General features: G+C 41.3%; 16 protein-coding genes. 6 read left to right on the forward strand and 10 right to left on the reverse strand.

Features of this window, described 5'->3' with window-relative positions:
- Positions 1-35: 35 nt before the first annotated feature.
- Positions 36-1244: an MFS transporter gene (locus ABIC84_RS04535; RefSeq protein ID WP_429262795.1), complete on the forward strand. Its 1209-nt coding sequence runs from the start codon at positions 36-38 to the stop codon at positions 1242-1244.
- Positions 1245-1314: 70 nt separating this feature from the next.
- On the opposite strand, the gene ABIC84_RS04540 is transcribed toward ABIC84_RS04535, so the two are convergent.
- From ABIC84_RS04540 to ABIC84_RS04565, 6 genes are all read right to left on the reverse strand, one after another.
- Complete coding sequence (locus ABIC84_RS04540; protein ID WP_426588183.1) at positions 1315-2559, reverse strand: DUF4998 domain-containing protein; 1245 nt, start codon at positions 2557-2559, stop codon at positions 1315-1317.
- A 34-nt stretch (positions 2560-2593) separates the two neighbouring features.
- Positions 2594-3799, reverse strand: a complete 1206-nt coding sequence (locus tag ABIC84_RS04545; protein ID WP_426588185.1) for a DUF5000 domain-containing lipoprotein — start codon at positions 3797-3799, stop codon at positions 2594-2596.
- Positions 3800-3836: 37 nt separating this feature from the next.
- Positions 3837-5813, reverse strand: coding sequence for a RagB/SusD family nutrient uptake outer membrane protein (locus ABIC84_RS04550; RefSeq protein ID WP_426588187.1), 1977 nt, complete (start codon positions 5811-5813; stop codon positions 3837-3839).
- A gap of 18 nt (positions 5814-5831) precedes the next feature.
- A complete protein-coding gene (locus tag ABIC84_RS04555; protein WP_429262796.1) occupies positions 5832-9344 on the reverse strand; it encodes a TonB-dependent receptor in 3513 nt (1170 codons plus the stop codon).
- 239 nt (positions 9345-9583) lie between these two features.
- A complete protein-coding gene (locus ABIC84_RS04560; RefSeq protein ID WP_426588192.1) occupies positions 9584-10729 on the reverse strand; it encodes a FecR family protein in 1146 nt (381 codons plus the stop codon).
- A gap of 37 nt (positions 10730-10766) precedes the next feature.
- Complete coding sequence (locus tag ABIC84_RS04565; protein WP_176624545.1) at positions 10767-11297, reverse strand: RNA polymerase sigma factor; 531 nt, start codon at positions 11295-11297, stop codon at positions 10767-10769.
- A 436-nt stretch (positions 11298-11733) separates the two neighbouring features.
- Here ABIC84_RS04565 and ABIC84_RS04570 point away from each other — a divergent pair, with 436 nt between their 5' ends.
- Entirely contained in the window at positions 11734-12129 is a 396-nt protein-coding gene (locus ABIC84_RS04570; protein WP_429262797.1) for a hypothetical protein, read from the forward strand.
- 147 nt (positions 12130-12276) lie between these two features.
- Positions 12277-12528: a hypothetical protein gene (locus ABIC84_RS04575; protein ID WP_426588197.1), complete on the forward strand. Its 252-nt coding sequence runs from the start codon at positions 12277-12279 to the stop codon at positions 12526-12528.
- A 34-nt stretch (positions 12529-12562) separates the two neighbouring features.
- Here the strand turns inward: ABIC84_RS04575 and ABIC84_RS04580 are convergent, their stop codons facing one another.
- A complete protein-coding gene (locus ABIC84_RS04580) occupies positions 12563-14416 on the reverse strand; it encodes a right-handed parallel beta-helix repeat-containing protein (RefSeq protein ID WP_426588199.1) in 1854 nt (617 codons plus the stop codon).
- Positions 14417-14771: 355 nt separating this feature from the next.
- Here ABIC84_RS04580 and ABIC84_RS04585 point away from each other — a divergent pair, with 355 nt between their 5' ends.
- Complete coding sequence (locus ABIC84_RS04585) at positions 14772-16463, forward strand: sensor histidine kinase (RefSeq protein WP_429262798.1); 1692 nt, start codon at positions 14772-14774, stop codon at positions 16461-16463.
- 70 nt (positions 16464-16533) lie between these two features.
- Here the strand turns inward: ABIC84_RS04585 and ABIC84_RS04590 are convergent, their stop codons facing one another.
- The 3 genes from ABIC84_RS04590 to ABIC84_RS04600 form a co-directional block, all read right to left on the reverse strand.
- On the reverse strand, positions 16534-18729 hold the full coding sequence (locus ABIC84_RS04590; RefSeq protein WP_429262799.1) for a DUF5916 domain-containing protein: 2196 nt from the start codon (positions 18727-18729) through the stop codon (positions 16534-16536).
- 332 nt (positions 18730-19061) lie between these two features.
- Positions 19062-20126 (reverse strand): M20 family metallo-hydrolase, encoded by a 1065-nt coding sequence (locus ABIC84_RS04595; protein ID WP_429262800.1) that lies wholly within the window; start codon positions 20124-20126, stop codon positions 19062-19064.
- Positions 20127-20292: 166 nt separating this feature from the next.
- Entirely contained in the window at positions 20293-21624 is a 1332-nt protein-coding gene (locus tag ABIC84_RS04600; RefSeq protein WP_429262801.1) for an MFS transporter, read from the reverse strand.
- A 144-nt stretch (positions 21625-21768) separates the two neighbouring features.
- On the opposite strand from ABIC84_RS04600, the gene ABIC84_RS04605 reads away from it, so the two are divergent.
- The gene (locus ABIC84_RS04605; protein ID WP_429262802.1) at positions 21769-23055 is read left to right on the forward strand and encodes a DUF2851 family protein; all 1287 of its coding nucleotides are present in this window, start codon (positions 21769-21771) and stop codon (positions 23053-23055) included.
- Between the two features lie 4 nt (positions 23056-23059).
- The gene (locus ABIC84_RS04610) at positions 23060-23281 is read left to right on the forward strand and encodes a PspC domain-containing protein (protein ID WP_022830549.1); all 222 of its coding nucleotides are present in this window, start codon (positions 23060-23062) and stop codon (positions 23279-23281) included.
- The last annotated feature ends 207 nt before the right edge of the window (positions 23282-23488 follow it).

A 23488-nucleotide genomic window follows, 5' to 3' on the forward strand; every position in this document is an offset into this window, starting at 1 on the left:
CATCGAAACATTCAAATATTTAAATATATCTACTCATGAATAAATTAATCTACATTATGGCCCTTGGTGCCTTCGGTATCATAACCACGGAGTTCGGGGTTATCGGTATCCTTCCCGACCTGGTGAAAGAATTTCATATTTCCATTGATACGGCAGGCTGGCTGCTTAGTGCCTTCGCGTTAACGGTGGCGCTTGCAGGCCCGTTTACCAATATGCTAACAGCACGTCTTAACCGCAAATTTGTGATGTGCCTGGTATTGGGAATATTTGTTGTTTCTAACCTGTTATCGGCAATAGCGCCTAACTTCACCGTACTTATGATTGCCCGTATACTACCGGCGTTTTTACACCCGGTGTTTTGGGCTGTATCCATGACTGCAGCTGCAAAACAAGCAGGGCCAAAAGATGCGCCCAAAGCCATCTCTATAGTAATGGCCGGGCTTAGCGTTGCTACCGTGTTGGGCGTACCCTTAACCACTTATATGGCAGATATTTTTAGCTGGAGGGCGTCTTTTATCTTATCAGCCGTCATTAACCTGTTAGCCTTTGGCGCGTTGACGCTATTTGCACCTTCAATGCCGGTTAACGAGGAACGGGCAAGCCCCAAAAGCCAGGTAAAGCTACTGCGGAGTGCGCACTTATGGATTAAGCTACTGGCTTCAACCATTATCCTGGCGGGCATGTTTGCCACCTATGGTTATCTTGCAGAATATCTGGATAAAGTTTCGCGTATGAGCGGGGCGCAGATCAGTATCATGCTGTTGGTATTTGGTGGTACAGGCATTGCCGGTAACTGGTTTATGGGCATTGCGCTTAGCAAAAATGTAACACTAACCACACGCCTGTTTTTACTTTCATTGATCGCAACCCATATATTAGCGTATCAGTTTGGCGGGCATTTTATTCCGATGGTTGTTATTCTTTCGGTTTGGGGGTTTATACATACCGGGGGATTCCTGGCGGCCAACATACAACTTACCCATGGTATTCAGGAACCAGCGCTTGACTTTGTAAACAGCCTGCTTCCCTCCTTCTTTAACGCCGGTATTACATTGGGCACTTTACTGGGTGGTTTTGTGATTGCCCATTATGGTATCCATCAAGTAATCTGGATGACAATACCACTGCTTTTATTTGCATTTGGCATGAGTTTTATTACCTCAAATGCAACAAAAAAATCAATATCAGCTCAAATTAAGGAAATACCTGAGGACGAACCTGTACAGGTAGCCATTTATGAATAAGCTCAATTGTAAACGGTAGCTAAATTAAAGTAAAAAGTCCCTGGCTTACACCGGGGACTTTTTATCATTTTTAATTTTTAAACAGTTTAATATTAAACACCGTAAAATAATTGCCTGGGTTTCCATTACCAACCAGGTTACCCAGAAATCCTATGGACACAACCTGCGGTGAAGAAAGTGTAAAAGTAAAAGTTTTCACATCCCTTGAACTCGGACTGGTTGTACCAGCCTTTGCGCCGTTATACATCTTTACAGATCCCAGCGCTGTTGAAAGATCTGCGAGTATCGGGATGCCGTTCCCTCCGGCGGCTGCCACACAGTAAACCGATGAATTTGATTGCACTTCCGAATAGGCATCAAATGACACAGTATAACTTCCTGCCGATAGCTGCGAAGACGTAGCCTGATATACTATACCGTTTACAACAGGTGTATTGTTCCATGTTTCCCAGTTAATAGTACCGCCGCCATCAGAACTATAGCCCCCATTGGTACCGCCATCTTTATTTTTGGCCGCCGCATTGGTTATCCATGGCGCGGCGAGGGTTCCCCAACGGCCATCAAAGGTGTTTCTTTGAAAAGGCCCTGTGTTTAAGAGGTAAGCATTAGTTACATCGATTACTTTCTGATCTACGTAATCTGCATAAAAAGTATCGATGGCCGTTTTATTGGGTTTAAAACCTGTGCGGTAACTAAGCGTTTTTCCGGCATTAAATTTAGGCAGAGAGGTGCTTAAACCAGTTGGCTGTGATACAATTACTGTATCGCGTTGTTTATTGGCAGCATCTGTGTATTTTAGTTCCATTGAAACCAATCCGTCATCAGCATTAACGTCAGCCCAGTTAATTAACGCGGAGCCATCTGTTTGTAATTTGACCGCGATTATACCTCTATTGATAAGTGAACTTTGGTAAAGAGTACCATATACATTAGCAGCCAATGTAACCGGAACGGAAATATGGCCCCCGTTATCAAAAGTGCGGACCTCGAAGGTCATTGTACCTTCAGGTAAATTAGGTATGACCAATTTAGCCGTGTCAACCCCTGATGTACGGGTTACAGGCGTTTCTATCGAATCTTGTTTACTGTTCCAGTATACCCGGTATTTCACAATTTTAGGATCAGATGTAAACAGACCAGTTAGCAAAACACGGTTCTTGCCAGAAAACACCTGAACGGAATCCAGTTTGCCCGGATATATTATTGCCCCATTGGGCTCATATTTCTTTTTATAATCATCCATTTTTGTACAGGCGCTCATAGTGAAAGCAGCCAGCACTAAAAGATAGCATGATGTTATTTTATATAGTTTCATAATTGTAATTAAATTGATAAATGCATCGGCCTTGTTACTTTCCAAACATGGTAAATTCACTGATACTCATAAAGTACGATCCTGTCCAGTTACGCAAGCTCCTGATCCTGATGTATCTGTAAGCACTTAATCCGGCCGGAAAATCAAAGCCCCATCCATCGTGTGCGTATTTATAATCAGCGGCTGTTTCCGTACCTGAAGGTGAACCAGATGGTTTTACTATGTTACAGGTTAACAATTTCGTCCATGAAGCATCCAGCGCGCCATTCACATTTGGCGAATTTGATCCCCATATTTCAAAATCACGCAAATTACCCCTTACATAATATACATTACCGATCTCGATGAATGGATTGAGAATAAAGCGGCTGAATACCCTTTGTTTACCAAGATCGATTGTTACCATTTGCGGGCTTCCGGCACTTTCAACCGTAAAGAGGCAATTTGGCCAACCGCCGGTAAAGTTTCCATCAAAAATTTTGGTTACATCGGTATATGAATACAAGTTGGTTGCGTCGCCTGGCAGCTTGTAAACCGACCAATCCGATTTTGAAAACTGCTCCTCATAAAAAGGTGTAAGATTTAAAAATAAAGTGTCGGATTTATTTAAAAATCTATCCCTTACAAAGAATGCGTACTTACGCTCAATAGCCGGCTGACCTCTTACAGCAGCTTTTATTGAGATGCTGTTACTGTAAACATTATCCATACCCTTTGGCTGCACATATAAACCATTGTTAGCGGTATCAACCATTGGTACAATAACCAGGTTATCCTGGGTAAGGTTATCACAAGCAATGTTAAAACCACCGAAAGTAGCAGTTATTTTAAGTGATCGGTAAGCAAGAAGATACGGTGGCGTTAAAGGGTTTGCTGTGACACTAACAGGTGCCGAAACCTTTTCGCTTGAATTTACCGCGTAAAGCTTTATCACATGTGCCAGGGTATCGCCAAAGCCATCAACAGTTAATGTATTGGTGTAGCGTGATGCAATTACCTCGCGTGTTTTACCCGGAGAGGTTTCGTAAACTGCTTTTACGTAAAACAGATCATTATCTCCGGGTAACGTATAAGTTAAACTGGCTTTACCGTTTTCGTTTTGTACCTGCACGTTGGTAACAACTCCAGGCGGGTTGTTATTAGTTATAGTAGGTTTATTAAGTGTTTCCTGCTTACAGCCTGTTATTATTATTGCTAACAACCCGATCCAGAAAGCAGCCCGTAATTTCATTGTTTCCATGTGAATGTTTTTATTGTTAAACATATTGTCGCTATATCTACCAGTTAGGGTTTTGAACCAGGTTTTGGTTAACCAGTAAATCGCTTTCTTTTATTGGCCATAAGTAATCGCGCGGAATCACAAAATGCCTCGAAAAAATCAACCGTTCGCGATAATATAACTGAGGTGAATTTTCGCTTATTGTCCATCCTGTTACGTTTCCATTAAGTTCAACACCGGCTGTTTTCCAGCGTAAAAGGTCCCAAAACCGGTGGCCTTCAAAACAAAGTTCAAGGCTGCGTTCCCGCTGTATGATTGACCTCATTCCTTCTTTCGTAGTATATTTGGTTGGATTAATACTGTAATTAGTCCAGGCATCCTGAACCGTAGGCAGGCCGGCCCGCGCTCTCACGCGGTTTACGTAGGTATATACATCAGCTACAGGCCCCTGAGCTTCATTTAATGCCTCTGAATAAAGCAAATACAGATCAGACAAACGCATTTCGGGCCAAGGGTAATTGATATAGGTAACCGTTGCCCATTCGTAGTGCCAGTTAAGGGCTTTTTTCATATAAAAACCAGCAATTGGTATAGGTGACGATTGCCCAACTTCGGCACCGCGGGCCTTCATCCACCAGGTATCTTCATCGGTTTTAGTTGGGCTGTTGGCCATATACCAAACACCGCGGTCAAATCCAAGGTCGGCATAATAACGTGGCTCCCGGTCAAAATTAAGCCTTGCAGTTGTTTCCCCTTCTTTGATGTTAAAACGCTCGTCATGGGTACCAACCCTTAGCTGAGCTATATCACTAAAATCAAGCGTTTTATCTTCGTTAATCGGCACCCCGTTTTTAGTGTAGAACATCTTAGCCATTTTTAAGGTAGGGCCAAGTAACGGGCGATTGGCTGACTTTGCGGCATCGGCATTGTTAAAATCATATTGCCCGGCGCACATCGACTGGAAGAATGAATTATAGTTGATGTTATTATTGGCAGTTAGCCCCCATATCAGCTCTTCATTCCACTTTTCGCTCATCGCGTTTCTTATACCCATTTGAGTCATAGTAGTTTGACTAAGTGGATTAGTAGGTGTAGGAAACGTATAAAGGCGTATATTTTGCGACTCGCAAAAATCAATGGCTGCTTTGCAGGCATCGGCAGCGCGCTGCCATTTTTCGGCACTAAAAGTGGGGTTAAACAACTGCTCGCCATCCTTATTCTTGAATGAATTATAATCCGGGTTGCCATTAAACAACGGGCTCGCCGCCGTTACTAACAATTTGGCTTTCATACTCAAAGCAGCCGCCTTGGTAACACGCCCCAGTTCACTTCCTTCATTCCTGATTGTTAAAGGTAATTTTGCGGCAGCCTGATCATATAACCCGGCTATATAATTTACTACTTCATCAACCGGCCGGCGTTTTACCCGTATATCGTCAATGGAGGCGTCAATAGGCAGATTTTTATCGATAATGGGGATTGGCCCATAAGCCCTGAAAAGTTGAAAATGATAAAAAGCTTTTAAAAATTGAGCTTCTGCAATCCAACGCTCACGTGTGTCAATATCCAAATCAAGCACTTTGCCTTTGTCGCTTACATTTTCAATAAAAACATTACAATCCCGTATAGCCTTATAATTCGCAGCCGCGTCCCTGGTACCATTCATATAATTAGCAATAGGATCTGACGAGGTTTGGAATCCTCTGGGCAACTGCAGTACATTTGTTGACCGTATGTGATTTGCAGGGTCTTCCACCCAAACTTCATCACCGGCGGTAAGCCCAACATTATAAGTGGGATCTGTTTCCGTAGGTAGGTATGAGTAGCAGGTAAACAAATACTTTTCGGCCTCGGTTTGTGAAACAAAGGCGTTGGCTATTGTTGATACGTTATCAGGTACAACATCCAAAAAAGATTTTTTACAGGATGTTACCGGCACAATCATTATTAAGATCATTATTACCATGGAGATATTTCCCTTTGGTGTTTGATTTAATACCGATTGCTTAATTTTTTGTATAAAATTACTTTTCATATAATTAATTTGAAAGCTTTAAAATTCTACCCGCAGGCCCACGTTAAATACTTTTTGAATCGGGTAACCCAATCCTGAGGTTCCCATTTCGGGATCCCAAAGCTTGAAGCTACTGAAGGTTAACAGGTTTAAACCGTTTAGATAGATACGTGCGCTATTCAAATGGATAAACTTGAGTTGACTCTTATTGAAATTGTATCCAAGTTCTGCCGACTTCAGGCGCAGGAACGAGCCTTTTCTTAACCACCATGTTGATGTTGGAGAATTTGGTGTAGCGCTGTTGTTGGCTTGTATGGTATTACTTAAGCGTGGCCAAAACGCATAAGGGTTACGATTATCTTCAGACCAGTGATCATCGGCAATTGATTTTAACAGACCGCTTTGGTTACCTGTATTAAGGCCGTTGTTCTGCAGGCCGCTCACTAAATAAAACGGAGAAATATCTGCTGAATTGATGACAAAAGAAGACCTTGCCGAGCCCTGGAAAAACGCGCTGATATCAAAGTTTTTATACCCAACAGAAAAACCGAAACCGTAGATAATTTCCGGCACTTGCGGATACCCTATCGGCACTATATCTGAACTGGTTATTTTTCCATCGCCGTTCATGTCGCGGTATTTAATATCGCCGGCTTTATAGTCGCCAAAGCTTTGGACGGGCGAGTTGGCTACCTCTACATTGTCAATAAATAACCGCTCGGCTATAAGGCCATATATCTGGCTTAAGGAATTACCTACTTTGCTCAGGTATTGAAGGTTATTTGGATAAACAGGTTCTTCATTTTTCAACAGCTTGCTCTTAGCATAAGTAAGCGTACCGCGCGATTGGATCCAGAAAGAGTTGTTAAAGTTTTTCTTGTAATCCATAGCAATGTCCACCCCTTTACTGGATGATTTACCTGCGTTTGAAGATATATCAGCTTGCAAACCCATAGAGGTTGGGATGGTGCTGCGTACCATTAAAATATTGTCACGTTTTTGTTGGTAGGCATCAACTGTTAAGGTGAAGTTTTTGGCCACAGTTAAATCCATGCCGAGGTTAGTTTGCCTTGATTGCTCCCAGGTAATATTCTGATTTTCATAACGTCTGGTAGCTACGCCCGGCCTGCTATATAGGTAGTTGGTACCAAACTGGCCATAGGCGCCATTATTTAAACTAACGTCAGACAAATAGAAAAACCGATCTTCCGGCTTTCCGATCTGATCATTACCTACTAAACCATAGGTAACCCTGAATTTAAGGTTATCAATAGTTGAAAGCAATGGCTCAAAAAACTTCTCGTTCGACACTACCCAACCCGCACCTACAGACGGAAAAAAACCAAAACGGTGATTACTTGCAAAACGCTCAGACCCATTGTAACCAAAGTTAAACTCAAACAGATACCGGTTATCATAACCATAGGTAAACCTGCCCGATACCCCTTGATTACGTGACGGCAATGATAATTGTAATGTTTTGGCATTACCTGTAAGATAGTTACGCATAGTCCCGATCAGTAACCCGCTAACAGCATGTTTTTGAGCAAAGGTGCGGTTATAGGTTACCGCTGTTTCGATGTAAGCTATGGAATTAGAAACATTTAACGCCGGATCTTGATTATAAGTCAAATATTCGGTTGGCGTATTGCCAATGCTGCTGCCTGCCAATCCGTTATTAAGTAGCGTTAAGCCGTTAAAGGTTCCGTTAACTACATCTGATTGGTAATAATAAGGACTATACTGACGTGAAACAGTGAAGTATGAATAACGCGTAGTATACGCCATTGCCCTTGCCGATAAACCCTGCGTTATAAAATCAAGCTTTTGACTTAAGCTTAATTGCGCTGTCAGTGTGCTGGTATTTGAGCTTTGGAAACCAGACAGGGATTGCGCATAAGGATTCATATACAAACCGCCACCAGGTATAATGGCATTACCGAAAAGCGGGTGATTTACATATGGCAGCAAATTACCCGGATAAATTGCCGGAAAAGCTACAGGGTTACTCCAAAGGGCGTTTAAAAAAGTGTAACCACCACCGCCGATAGGGCCATGATAACTATCAAACTGGCCTTTTAAGCTCACCACCGCCTCGGTGGTTTTAGTAAGGTTTAAAGTTGTGTTTGATAAAAGAGAATATGATTGCAGCTTAATGTTGTTGCTGAAATTGTTAAGGCTGTTCTCGGCCAGGTTGCCATTATCAATATTATAGGTCATGGCCAGATAGTACTTAGCTTTTTCTGACCCGCCGCTGGCGTTCATATTAAACCGTTGGTTATTGGTTTTGGTTTTGATCAACTGCTTGATCCAATTATTACTGGGATATAACAGCGGGTCATCACCTTTTGCAGTATGGTCTATTTTATTTTGCGAATAAGGCAAGATGCCCAGCGGATTACGGGTAAGTACCGCTTCATTAGCCAATGTCATGTAACTAATATTATCGGCCAGATCAATATTCTTGACGTTTGATGATGTTGAATTTTCACCGCGGATATTGAATTTTACAGCCCCCGTCTCACCACGCTTAGTTGTAACCAATATTACACCGTTTGCCCCCCTTGCACCATATAGTGATGAGGCTGTAGCGTCCTTCAGCACCGAAAAGCCCGATATGTCATCTGGTTGAAGCCTTGCCAGATCGGTGGTGCCCATTTCAATACCATCGATCAATATCAGCGGATCAACCTTACCAGCTCCAAACGTACCCACGCCCCTGATAAAGAACTGGGCATTATCAGCACCCGGTTCACCGCTTCTTTGGTAAGAGATCATCCCCGGTACAACGCCTGCCAACATGGTGGTAAGGTTACTTGACGGCCCCTTGAGCTGTTTAGGGTTTATAGAGGTAATCGAACTAACAAGGCTCGCCTTTTTTTGCGTACCGTAGGCAACTACGGTAACTTCTTCAAGGCCATTTTTATCAGCGCCCATTTGCACATTAATTTTATAAACGCCGCCGGCTGATGGAGAATAGTTTGCAAGATCAAATTCCTGCGATTTTGATCCCACAAATGAAAATACAATAATTGAACCTCCGCCTTCCTTTAAATTAAGAGTGTACTTTCCATCCATGTCTGACTGTGTGCCGTTCATGGTTCCCTTAACCTTAACACTTACACCTGGTAAAGTAAGGCCTTTGTCGTCAGAAACAATCCCCTGCACTTTTTTAGGAACGACGGCTCCTGCAGGTTCTTTTTTGGGAGGGTTTACAACGGGCGCGGGTTCGCTCTTTTCAATAACAACGAGTTGGTCACGCACTACATAATTCAGGTTTTTTCCTTTCAAAAGAACGCCGAACACTTCTTTCAGTTCAGCGTTTTTAAAATCAACAGTAACCAATTCTTTGTCATTCAAAAGAGTGTTACTGTAAAAAACGGTTAGGCCCGTTTGCTTTTTGATTGATTTAAATACATCGGCCAAACTGATGTTAGCCTTTTTAAGTGTTATTGGTCCAGTACCCTGCGCTTGTACAGCGCTATACCGGGTTACCAATAAAAGAAAAATAAAGGGCAGTATAAGCCGCCGGCTGAATAGAATTCTCTCCATATTTATTGGGTTTACGATTGGTTTTCTCTAAGACCTGTTCCTGCTAAAACGGGTGAACGGAAACAAGAAAAATTGTATTTTTTTTATTACAATGAAAAACAAACATTGTTAATCAACACTATTTCAATGCATTACTAATGCTACCCATTTGACAAACAAGGGCAAATGATTCCCATGGCGCTTAAGGGCCAGGCATTAAATAACCGGGAAACAGGTTGTGGTTTAACCGTGGCGCTTTCTTACCTGATGTGTAAAACCCCTTCCTTTAAAAGGGCCGAAACTCCTGCAGATGCTTTAATATTTTGAATGAAAACTTCAATTGGTTTGTTTTTTTGAATAGCACCACTAAATGCTTCGTCGGCTTTCGCTGGATCGTCAAAAACCACTTTTACATCAAACCAGCGGAGCAGCACATCGCTTATATCGTGAAGTTTAATGTTATGGAAATAATAAATATCATTCATCCAGGCCAGTTCAACAGCAGAATCAAATGGTTGGGCCCGAAACCCAGCCCCCGATGTATAAACAGCTTGGTAGCCAGGTTGTAAAAGCATTTTTTGTTTATCCTGACCGCTTGTTGATACCGAGCCCTCAACCAACGAAGTTACTGTTTCACCGGCATGATAAGTATTTACGTTAAACTCTGTACCTAAAACTTTTACATCAGTTTGGCCTGTATGAACTATAAACGGGTGGGCAGCATTTTTTGCAACTTTAAAAAAAGCTTCGCCTGTTAAGTACACTTCCCTGGTTTTGCCTAAAAATGAAAACGGGAAGCGCAGGCTTGATACAGAATTTAACCAAACCTGTGTACCGTCTGAAAGTACTATCCGGTAGTTTAATTTTGAAGGAATAACGAGTGTGCTCCACTCTTCACTTTTACTATTATCCACCTGGTAACTTAAACCGTTAACACTTTTCTTTAAATGAGCAAACGACATATTGATCACCTTTTTGCTGGTATCAGACAGGTTGATATGCTGCCCGTTTGCCAATCGTAGCTCAATGGCCGGTGTTTTAAGATTTCTTTTTGCAGCAACAAGAGCATTAACAGGCATTTGCCGCCAATAATATCCTGCGGTAAACGCGATGCATAATAAAGCTGCTACAGAAAGCCATTTTACTGCGCCTGCCCAGCCAGGCCTGATCGATCGCACCGGCTTTATTTCAGGCTGGATTGTATCCCAGGCTTTATTTTCATCAATATTATTAAAGAAGATTTGAGCTTTATCTGAAGTAAGTACCTGTTGCATTTCATCCCACAGTTGTTTAATCCGGGGATCATGTTGTATAGCCTGTTCAAGCAAATGACTGTCTTCCTCACTTATTACGCCTGTAATTTGCTCAATTATCAGTTCCTGAAAATACGCTTTATTGTATGTCATTATTTATAAGACCTCATTATGGATAAAAAGGGTGAACTTATTTGGCACTCTTTAACCCTTCTTTTAAAGTTTTTATTGCCAGTTTTAAATGAGTTTTCAAAGAATTTATGCTAATGCCCATTTCAAGGGCCGCATCTTTATACTTTTTATGCTCATAATGCACCAGCGTAAAAGCCTGCATCCGTTGTATCGACAAATCAGCCAGCACTTTTTCAGGATAAATTTCCGGTACAGGTGTTTCTTCCTCCTCTATTTCGGTAAGAGTATATTTATAATCTACCAATTTTTTTTGCGTTCGTGTTTCGCTTTCAACTTTTTTGAGGCATCTGTTACGGATTGCTGTAGTTAAATAAGCTTTTAATGACGAATTAATATTGGTATATAATTGTCTCTCCCAAAGATCAACAAAAAAACCCTGAACGGTATCTTCAGCTTCCATTTCATCCCGTAAAATATAAAAGGCCGATACATTAAGCAGCTTATAGTATTTTTTAAATACTGCTTCAAAGGCCTCCTTGTTCCCCAATTTTAATTGCTCAATAATATGAGCATCGTTCAAAATCTCCATGAATTGGTCTTAACTGGTTTATAATTAAATAGGTTGGGCTACTATAGAAAGCTAAATGTAAAAACTTTTATTGTCAAAACAACAATTATTAAAAAAAATTAAAAATCGTCACTTTATTCAAAACGTGAATCTCTAACAAGCTTTCTTTACTAAACTGGCTATTTAAAAATTATAATTTATAGCGGAGATATTATTGATACATCATAAGAAACGGGATATATCTTGCTTTTGAAAAAAATTCAAAAGCAATCGATTTCGTGCAGTAATTATTGTAATAAAAACAATTAAAAAATAAAAATACTACTTTCTCTTTTAATTCTTTTTAACTCAGGATATCCAGTTCAGGATCAAAATTTATCCGGTGCCTTTTTTACAAAACGCCTCCCTTGTGTTTCGCATTTCATTTAATCCGGCTTTTGTTTTTAAATTTGTATTGATGATGAATAGCTTACAAATTAAACTCAACAAAGGTCAGCTTGATGAGCTAAAGAATGAACCTGCAAGCTTGTTAAGTTTTCTGAATGTTATGTTTGAGCCGCTTTCGGCAAACTACGAACAGCTTAAACATGCGCTTGAGCGCGAATTCAGGCCGGAAGGTTCGCCGGAAGTGACCCGTTTAAATTTCGACAGGATCAAATTTGATCGGAACACGGGGCAGGGAAGTTTCCGCATAGTGCTCGACGTTAACTACTCGTTTGGTTGCGAAGATGTTGTTACTTACAAAAAAGATCAAACTTCTGAATGGACTTTCCTTGTTGATCACACGCTTTTGATTGTAAGTTTTTATAGCTCGCCCTTTATTGACAGCCGTAGCACGGCCGACGAGTTTTAGCTCCCGCTGCCTCCGGAAAGTTATATTACAGCCATCGACAAAACGCAACAACATTTTCCTGCGTTTAGCGATGGCGTCAAAATAGATTTCAGAAAAGCTGATTTTGTAAACGAGCAGATTGGCGTTAGTTTGCTGGATGGGGTACTTATGGCAAACTCACTGCATTTTGTAGCTGATAAACCCAAATTGATAAAACAGTTGGAGAAAGGATTTAAAGCTAATCCTCAATTGCTGATTGTAGAATATGATGCCGCTAAAAGTAATCCCTGGGTTCCCTACCCTATATCATTTCAAAAGTTAGAGGTCGAGTTTACTCTTTTAGGTTATAAAACAGTTAAACTGGCACAAACACCATCAAGGCTTGGAGGAATAATCTACTCGGCACTCGCTATTAAGTAAACTACCCTTCTGTTGGCATCTGTTCATCTTCCGATTACTCTTTCTGCTTTGTTAGCTGATTGTTATAAATCCTGGTGTCCTGACAGTCTTTTAAATTTATCAACTGATCAATATTTTTAACACTGCCAGTTGTGGTTATTTTATTCCCTGTAACTTCAATTCCGGATGTACTTGAAGCATCAAAAAATTGGGTATCCTTCAATGTGACGTTATTATTAATTACTTTAATTCCCGAATGAACCGGCGCCGTCGATTTCACTTTATTTTCGGGCGACAAGGCTATAACCGGTCCTCCACACTTATAAAACGTATTATTTTTAATAGTAACATCTTTTGCCGCCCCCGATTCGTACCAGCTTGACGCATCATCATTGATCATAATTGCGCTGTTGCGGGTCCGGTTAATGATATTGTTTTCAATTATTACTTTCCTGGGAGTGGTAACCAGGATACCTCTTGTAGGGATCTTCTCAATGGTATTGTGATGGATCCATACCTGTGGCGTGGCAGTAATGTTCTCCACCACATCGCCTGTTTGCATATCATCAGGCATCGGGTTGCTAAAATTTAGCAAAAATTCCCTGTTATTCAGCTTCTCGACTTTCGATACCTTATTATTTTGATAAGTAAGTAGGTTGGCGGGGTGAACAAGGCCAATACTGTCGTTAGCCGCAAAAGCATCAAATCCGTAAGTTTGATTATGCATGAACCTTACTTTAACCTGAGTTGCGGAAAGTTTTTCTGTTATTTTAAGAAAAGTGCCATGTACATTAATTGCATCGTCATTTGCTGCCGACAGGTATGAGCCTGCAATTTCAATTTTGCCACTACAACCCGAAAAATGCAGAATATCTGCCCAGGCAGCACACGTGCGACCGTCTTTAGCCTTTACTACAACATGATTGAAGTTCAGGTCCTTGCTAAACTGGCTTACTACGCCCATGCCATGCATAAAGTAAATGCGAATATGGCTTAAATTTACATTACTGCTTCTTTGTATAAAAAAACCGGCGCAATCGCGGGTAACATCACGATTTTGATAGGTTAAGCCTTTTTTAAAACCCGGATTGTTTTTGAAAAATATTCTCAGGCTATGCTCTCCTGTGGCTTCATAGCGGAGTACCTCCTGAGGGATTTCCATTCTCGATAATTCATTGGTGGCATGGTCATACACCTGCCAGTATGACCCGGGCTGATAACTCCAGCCTTCTCCAAGCCATGTTAATGTACTATCTTTAATACTGAATTTGCATTCGGTGTTAACCGCGGCATCGGCATATTTTGAAGTTGTTGTTACCACGCTGAACTCGGAAACCGTTGGACGCTGGTAATCGAAACTCAAGCCATTCAATTTGATATGATGACTGTTATTGATATACGTTTCAATCATTTTGCCGCGAAGGTTTACCGTTGCGCCTTTCCCGTTAATATCAACAAACGTGCTGCTATCAAGCATTAAGGCAATTGCTTTTAATCCGTAGGGCACGTCATTAGTATTGGAAATCTGTAATTGTGTTTTGTAAGCCCCATCCGGAAAGAAGTTATACCGCCCAGGGGCAAACCAGATCTTTACCGGCCTGTCTTTCGTTCCATGGGCCATAATTGACAAGGTTTCGTAAAATCCTCCTGGCGACAGTATCTTCACTACATCACCCGGCGACAAAATAAGCCGGTTAATACCTATAAACGTTTTCCATGCGTTTAAACTGGTTAACCCGGTGTTATCATCATTGCCCTTAACAGGATCGATATAATAGGTTCGATTGCCCGGAGAAACACGCCTTGCGGATGAAGCTAAATATTCAACAGGTTTATTTTGAGTTTTTAATACGTTGCATATCAGACACGGACTTAAAATTAACAGGCATTTTATTGTAAAATATCTCATGGTAAATATCAGGTTACTAATATATGCTGTAGATAGCATAACATTTACGCTTAGCATCTATAATTTTGGCCATCCACAACCAGCATTTAAAAATTACCTTGTCTTTACTTCATAACTTATGGTTAAAACAGCGACCCCTCTTTTATATAATATCCAATACGTTTAACATAAGCGAAAATCATTCATTAAAATATAGGTTAAATATTTACCGCTGTGCCAAAGGTACTGACAGTCAATCGTGATAATCACCGGGTGATTATATTATTTTTATCATTATCATTGTTCTTCAAACCATTAGCAACGACGGTATCAATTTCAAATTGACACCAGCCGGAATACTGATGAAAATAACTATATGAACGTTTTATCCAGGAAGATACTGCTTGCTTTTTTAGCCTTTACCATAATTTTAGTTATCGCTGCCCTTTTTGTGAGAGACAAAATCACCGAAAGATTGGCCCATACGGCACAGATCTCGCACCTTATGGACCTTAATAATTCCAGGCCCCAGCAGGCGCTGCTTTTACTTCACCAGGCCGAGGATTTATTTCAATCCTCACTCGTAGACGCCGACGCTGCTAAGGCCCAGGCTTATCAGGCGAAACTTTCGCTGGCTTTTGCTGAAATTGATACCCTTTTAAACATGCAGCATGACACTACCAAACTAAATGCTGAACAGCGGTCTCAACTTCATACATGGCATAATCAAAAGGTAAAACTATCTGCTGATCTTCTTTCTGCCCGGCACGACTTTGATTCCCTGCTCACAACCTATTCAGATTATAGCACAGCAACCGTTCAAAATAAACTTGCCGTTAAAAGTAGCCGTACGGTACAAAACAGCAGCGACACCTTAACCCAACCCGGCCAGGTAAAACGAAAAGGTTTTTTTGCAAGAATTAAAGAAGCCATAAAGAACAAAAACGCCTATGCAACCAATTCGGGAGGTGTTGTTATTAACCACCGGACCCGAATTTATGTCGACTCGGTTACGCAAAAACTTCGCAATAAAGATCAATCCAACTATCTCAATAAAATCAGGCAATTACAACAAAGCAACTCCAAATTACAGGAAGCGCAAAGACAGCTCATCGCCCTCAATATGCGCATTACCCATAAAATGGAGCAGTTAATTAGTACCATTAAGGATATAAATTACAGCATGACCGATGCCTTTAAGGGTTTAGCCTTTAACAGTTACCTGGAAACAACTCGTTTACTAAACAGGCTTTACCTTGTTGCGCTTTTATTGCTTCTGGCTTTCGCAGTGTTGCTGATCGTGTTTGTTATTAAACTGGGAAAATCTGAAGAGCTTTTACTTAAGGAGAATGAGCGCGCAGTAATGATAGCACGACAAAAAATGGACCTGCTGCTGCATATGAGTCATGAAATCCGTAATCCGCTTACATCAATAAATGGTTTTCTATACATTTTCAGCAGAACGACACTCACACCCAAACAGGCGGAAATGTTGGGTACAGTGCGGGCATCATCCGATTTGTTACTACAAACGCTCAATGATACCCTTGATGCCGCAAAAATGGAAAGCAGTGAACTCAAGATCCATCATGATCCATTCTGTCCGGATAAAACGTTAAAAGAAGTAATTGAAAGCATGGCATTTAGTGCTGATAAAAAACAATTGGAATTAAATTATCATTTTGAAGGCGATCCGGAAGCTGAAGTTTTGGGTGATAGTTTCAGGTTAAAGCAGATTATCGTAAACCTTGTTAGCAATGCTATCAAATATACCGATACGGGAAATGTAAAGATCAAAGCAGCACTAAAATTATCTGACAGCAAAGGGGGCCTAACAGTTGATATCAGCGATACAGGAGCCGGTATAAGCCAGGAACAACAGGTTAACCTGTTTTCAAAATATTACCAAACCAATTCGGCAAAAGGAAATAGCGGTACAGGTCTCGGTTTATACATTTGCAAACAATTAATTGAATTGCAAAAAGGTAATATCAGTGTAAAAAGCGATGCGGGCAAAGGAAGTACTTTTAGCTTTGAAATCCCTTACGAAAAGTATGAAATAGATTAACTGCCGGCGTTTTACTTAAAATTTGATGTATACGCCCATAATCTTAGAAAGCTCTTTATCCTCCAGCCAATTATAAGTTACACCAGTACGTCCATTTTAACGTTAACTGTCTGTTTTTTACTGTATACGGTGATGGCGTGGTATTATCGCCGTATACAATAAACAAGTCGGACGCAGGTTTATAGCGCCATTGCAGGCGGGTATTAATGTTGATATTATCCACCTGCTCATTATATTGTATATAGGTGGTAAAATACAAGCTATTGGTGAAAGTAACATCAATTTTTGGCCCTACCAGCCAGAATGTATTATGGCCAAATGGCTGCGGCAACCTTAAATCATTGAAGGAAGTATTGATAGCAATGTTTACATAAGGCTGAAAACGATAGCCTATTAAACCTGTAATGCTATTACGAACGCCCTTATCATAATACCCACCGTGCGATGCTTCCAGCAAATAGGTAAACACATTTTGCGGCTTCGATACAAACTGCACATCAATTGTATTCCAATTGTGCTCAGAGCCGGTAGGTAATAAGCCTTTACCGATATTGGTTGGATCATAAGGCCTTAGGAGACGCACATAATCATTTATGCCCGATACCGACAGTGTTGCGCGGTTACGAAATGTGATCAAATATGACAGGATACTTTCATTATCAGTACGATGGAAAGACTCATCGAAGAAATAATTAGAGGTAAGCTGGATGCCATGGCTTAGAATATTACCTTGCTTAGGAAAAAAATTATGTAGTAACAGCGGGCTTAACTTCACATAACCAACACGGGGAACATAGCCCACTTCGGCATTGTAATTTTTACCTACGTACTCCTCCTGCATATAAAGCGTCCAGTATTTGCTCAGGTATTGGAAATGATCGGATACCACGTAATCGTGTCCGCTTACGCCGGGCGTAAATGATTTAAGGGCCAGTACTTTGCCTGTCCAGATATTGCTGCGCGAGGCAAGGTTAAACTCGGCGCCTATATTGCGGTTATAAGCAGTTGATCCGGTATTGGTGCCGGGAATATTGGCAGTAGCGTCCTTATTTACAAATAGGAAAGCAATGTTTGAACGATCAAGGATCCGTCTTTGCAAGGTAATAATGCCGTAGTTTTCAGGAGCCTGCCGGGCGCTGCCCGAGCCGCCTGTTTGAATATCCATAGCGCCTATACGCCAGTCCTTATCCAATTTACCGGTGAGTCTTGCTCCAAAATCAATCGGTACGTTGAGGCCTATCCGCCTTGAAAAAAATGGGCGAATATCTGAGTAACCAAAGTTGGCAAACAGGTCACCGTTTTCTAAAAAAAACTGCCGTTTTTCAGGAAAGAAAAGTTCGTATCTGTTGAGGTTGATTACCTGTTGATCAACATCAACCTGCGAAAAATCGGGATTGACTGTTAAATCGAGGTTAAGCGCTGGTGTGACGGAGATCTTGGCGTCCCCTCCTATTTCATGTTTATATTCGGTTTTGGTATTATGCTGATAATCTTTAGATAAACCCGTAAGCGCGTATGGGATTATAGATACGTTGCTGCTGGCCGTTGGAGGCGCTTCGTCCCAAACAAGTGTGCCGGTGTAAGCCAATGAAGCTGTAGGAAATTGCCGCGGGATGGGTGTCCAGCTTGATTTTTCGGCAGTCTTGAGATCATTACGGCTAAAGTTGATCCCCCATTCCTTTATACCTTTTTTATAACGGATACTCTTAAACGGGATGGATGCTTCCCAAACCCATTTATCAGGATAATTTTTTACTGCCGAATACCAGCGATTATCCCAGCTAAGGTCAACCTTGCCGCCTTCATACATGCTGCCATCCCACTGCCCTCCCGCCGCGTTGGCGCCAAAGCTAAAGCCATCGGTGCGGGCATCAAATGGGTCCATGAAGATCAGGAAATTATCATTTTTCACAAAATTGAAATCACGTTTTAACGATTCAACCATGTAAGGCCCTTGCACCGAATTATAATTGATAGCTATGATGTACAGGTTTTTATCATCATAGGTCATCCGTACCTCGGTTTTAACAGTAGCCTTACTGGTATCCATCGGCAATACCATAAAAAAATCGCCTGCCGAATCGGCCTGCATCCAGGCTTGCTCATTCATCACCCCGTCTATATTAATAGCCGAAGCTGCCCTGCGGATATGGTACTTATACCCCGCGTTCTTTTTTTGAGCCGATGCATAAAAGCAGGTTATACAGCATAAGATGATGAGCAAGAATGTTTTTGCCGAAAGCCAGCAATAGCGTTTTAAGGGCATTAAGATAAGGGTATATAAACTTATTGGTTCACGAATTTTAAAACTACATTTTTTTAGTAAAAATCAACGCCTTGTATCATATAATTTACGGCCCGGGTTCTACACAAACAATTATACATCTAACAATCAGTGCATTATATATAACCCCTGTAAAGCAGGTTTAATCTTATAACCAAACAGCCCGCTTAACCGATCGGTTAAGCGGGCTGTAATTTTACCCGTTATCCTGAACTTATCTCGGTACCTTACAGAACAAGTACCCGACATGCGATGTCTGCTTACCCTGCGGAGTAACCGAAAGAAGTTCGGCATGACCTTTTATTTTTAAAATGTTAATTAATACTCTCCAGCATCTTAATGTACAACTCAATGCCCTCCCTGATCTCATCTACATAAACAAATTCATCGGCAGTATGTGAACGTGCGGAATCGCCGGGGCCAACTTTTATGGAAGGGATATCCAGCAATGATTGATCTGATGTGGTTGGCGAGCCGTAGGTGGTACGGCCAAGCGCTATACCAGCCTGAACTATGGGATGTTCTCTAGGGATAGATGATGGTTTTAACCTGATAGAACGCGGTTTTACATCGCTGGCAACATGCTCACGGATAATCTCCAGTACTTCCTCATTACGATAAGCATCAGTTACACGCACGTCAACAGTATAGACGCAACTGGCAGGCACAACGTTGTGTTGTGAGCCGGCATTAATAATAGTCACCGACATTTTTATCGGCCCAAAAACTTCTGATTCTTTCGGAAATTTAAAAGTACGGAACCATTCAATATCTGTTAACGCTTTGTAGATAGCGTTCTCCCCTTCTTCGCGGGCGGCATGGCCGGCACGCCCATGAGCGGTACAATCCAACACCATTAACCCCCGTTCGGCAATTGCCAATTGCATCAGGGTTGGCTCACCTACTATACCAAAAGATAGTTGCCCCAAATCTGGAATGATCAGCTCCAGGCCGTTCACGCCTGAAATTTCTTCTTCGGCGGTAGTCGCCAGGCAGAAATTATATTTCAGGTTCTCCTTATCATAAAAATAAAGAAATACCGCTATAAGTGAAACAAGACAGCCTCCGGCATCATTACTGCCAAGGCCATATAATTTACCATCTTCAATTTTGGCATCGTAAGGGTCGCGTGTATAGCCCGAATTGGGCTTAACGGTATCGTGATGTGAGTTAAGGAGGATAGTTTCTTTAGCCGGGTTGAAATGTTTATTCCAGGCCCAGATATTGTTAAGCTTACGATGAGTGGTTACCCCATGCGACTGCAGAAATTCGTTGATCAGATCGGCTGTGCGGTCTTCCTCTTTACTAAACGATGGGATGGATATTAGTTGTTGCAGTAATGTTACCGCCAGTTGAAATAAATTGCTTGTGTCAGTCATAAATTTAAGGGTTATCCCTTGTGATGAACGGGCAAAATTAATACTTTTTATTGATCAGAATTTTCAGAATTCGAGAATTCGCAGAATTGACATCAGAAATATCAGCCCCATGGATCTATAATTAACCATTAAATAACAATTAATTCACACAACCATTCAGTTAATCTTAAAATTCTGTAAATTCTGGTTCAGGCTCGCAATCTTCCATTTTTGAATATTTGCGGGTATCATTCATGGTGATATATAAAACCAATGATAGCGCGATACAAACAGTTACATACCAATAAAACCATTGCGCATGATGTTCATTTTTAAACCACAGGGCAATATATTCGGCAGTGCCGCCAAACAGGGATACGGCTATTGCATAAGGGAAACCTACGCCCAGGGCGCGCACATTGGCCGGAAAAAGTTCGGCCTTAACAACAGCATTGATTGAGGTATAGCCGCTTACAATGACCAGCGCGCAAAGGATCAGCGCGAATGCAACCCATACATCTTTAGTATGGCTTAGCAATGTCATGACAGGAATTGTACAAAGGGTACCCAATATGCCGAAACCAATTAGCAATGGTTTTCGGCCAATTTTATCCGATAGTAAGCCAAATAAAGGTTGTATCACTATAAATACAGCTAATGTTAAGGTTGAGATGAGCGTAGCGGCACTCTTACTGAAGCCGGATGTATTAACCAAAAACTTTTGCATATAGGTGGTAAAGGTGTAAAACGCCAGCGTACCGCCAATGGTTAATCCAATTACCGTAAAAACAGCTTTAGGATGCTTTGTTAAAGCTTTTATAGTGCCATTCAGGGCATCTGCTTTTTTTCTTTCTTTATCAAACGATGCTGATTCCTGTAAGCTTCGCCTTAAATACATAGTGGTGACAGCCAGTATTGCCCCGATTCCAAACGGAATGCGCCAGCCCCAGTCATGCAATTGTTTTTCAGATAAAAACGCTCTTTGCAGTAACACTAAAACGCCCAACGCCAGTAATTGCCCCATAATAAGCGTTACATATTGAAAGCTTGAATAAAAACCACGATGCTTTTTTGTAGCCATTTCGCTCAGATAGGTGGCGCTGGTTCCATACTCCCCTCCTACACTCAGGCCCTGGATAATGCGGGCCAACACCAGCAGTATAGGCGCAGCAACCCCGATGGATTTGTAGCCAGGCGTTATGGCAATGATCAATGAACCAACGCTCATGAGCAGTACCGAAAATGTAAGCGCTGTTTTACGGCCGCGTTTATCGGCAAAGGAGCCCATTACCCAACCGCCTATAGGGCGCATTAAAAAGCCGATGGCAAAAATGCCGGCGGTGTTTAAAAGCTGTACGGTTTGGTCATCTGAAGGGAAAAAAGCATCTGAAAAATAAAGAGAAAAAGCTGTGTAAGCATACCAATCGTACCATTCAACCAAATTACCCAGAGATCCGCCAATAATGGATTTAATGCGCCCACGCGTGGTCCGGGGTACTGGTGATTTTATTTCATTCATAGGCTTGGCAAATATTGTTGGTTTCCGTAATATTAGGAATTTTAAAATAGAGGCGCAATACCAATATAATAACAGGCATATTTGCTTTAATAAAACTTATTCAACCTAATCTAACGGTATCAACCATTCACCCAAAACATAACCATGCTTTTCACCGAAGATTTTTTGCATTACATCTGGAAATTCAGGCTTTTTGAGCGCGAAAACCTTCAAACTGTAGATGGCGAAGAACTGGAGATCTTTTCGGCAGGGCTGCACAATTCAGATTCAGGTCCCGATTTTCATAATGCGAAGATCCGTATTAGCGAAACTGTTTGGGCAGGCAACGTAGAAGTACACCTTTCCGCGTCCGACTGGCAAAAGCATGGCCATACTAATGATGGCGCTTATGATAATGTGATATTACATGTGGTTTATCGTAACGATGCGCAGCTGTTTTTACCAAACGGGCGCAAAGTTCCAACTCTTGAACTGCAAAGCCGTATTAGTGAAACACTTTACAACAAATACCATAAACTGGTTTTCGGCAACCAAAGCTTTATACCCTGCGAAAACGGCATCGCTACAGTGGATGCCCTCACCATGCAAAACTGGCTTACCCGCGTACTCGTTGAGCGGATGGAAAAACGATCGGCCAATGTGGTGGCGGCTTTGGCACTTAACAAACGCGATTGGGAGGAAACTTTTTACCAGTTTTTAGCGGCAAACTTTGGTTTTAAAGTAAACGCCCTGCCGTTTGAGCTGATGGCTAAATCGCTGCCTCAGCTTATCCTCGCCAAAAACAAAAATAACCCAATGCAGATAGAGGCTTTGATATTTGGACAAGCAGGCTTTTTAGAGGGTGAATTTAAAGATGATTATCCGCTCAAACTTCAAAAGGAGTATGAATATCTGCGTAAAAAATACAACCTTAAACCTATAGAAAGCCACCTGTGGAAGTTTATGCGGCTAAGGCCCCAAAACTTTCCAACCATCAGGCTGGCGCAATTTGCCGCACTTATCGTACAGTCAAACCACCTGTTATCTAAAATATTAGAAATTAAAGAGGTAAAAGCACTGCGTAGTTTATTTACAGAGATCAAAGTAAACGATTACTGGGAGGATCATTACCGGTTTGATGTACAATCCAAGCCGTCATCAAAAAACATGGGCGATGGATCTGTTGATATTTTGCTGCTCAATGCAGTGGCCTTGTTCCTGTTCAGTTACGGCAAGCAGCATCAGCAGCAATATTTTATTAGCCGTAGTCTTAAATTGTTAGAAAATTTACCGGCCGAAAAAAACAATATTATTGCTGATTTTGTTAACTTAGGAGTGAAAATTGAAACTGCGTTTGAATCACAGGCATTGCTTGAATTAAAAAATAATTATTGCAATTATAAGAAATGCCTGCAATGCGGCGTTGGTAATAAGATACTAAAACTGGCCTGACACCATGCTACAGCGGATACTTACTTTCTTTGAACGGTACTCTTTTGGTGTATGCACCTACCTTGGCGAACGCTTTAACATCTCGATTTCCAAGATCAGGCTTTTCTTTATCTACTCGTCTTTCCTGGCAGTAGGCTTTCCGCTTATATTTTATTTTTTTGCAGGTATTGTGTTGGATATCCGGAACTTTATTAAACGCAAGCATACCGGGGTTACTGATCTTTAACCGTTGACCGTAATATAGCTTCGAAGACTAATTATTAATTCATTAAGAGTACCTGAATAATTATACTCCTCAATTGCAGGATATTTAGAACTAATTCCCGTCACAAAATACACGGAGATACTTACGATTCCAATCAGACTACACCCAAACACAAATTTAGGGAATTAAAACTAAAAATGTCAATGCGTTTGAGTGGAGCCGAATCTA

Source organism: Mucilaginibacter sp. 3215 (assembly GCF_050433785.1).
In the GTDB taxonomy this organism is placed as follows: domain Bacteria; phylum Bacteroidota; class Bacteroidia; order Sphingobacteriales; family Sphingobacteriaceae; genus Mucilaginibacter.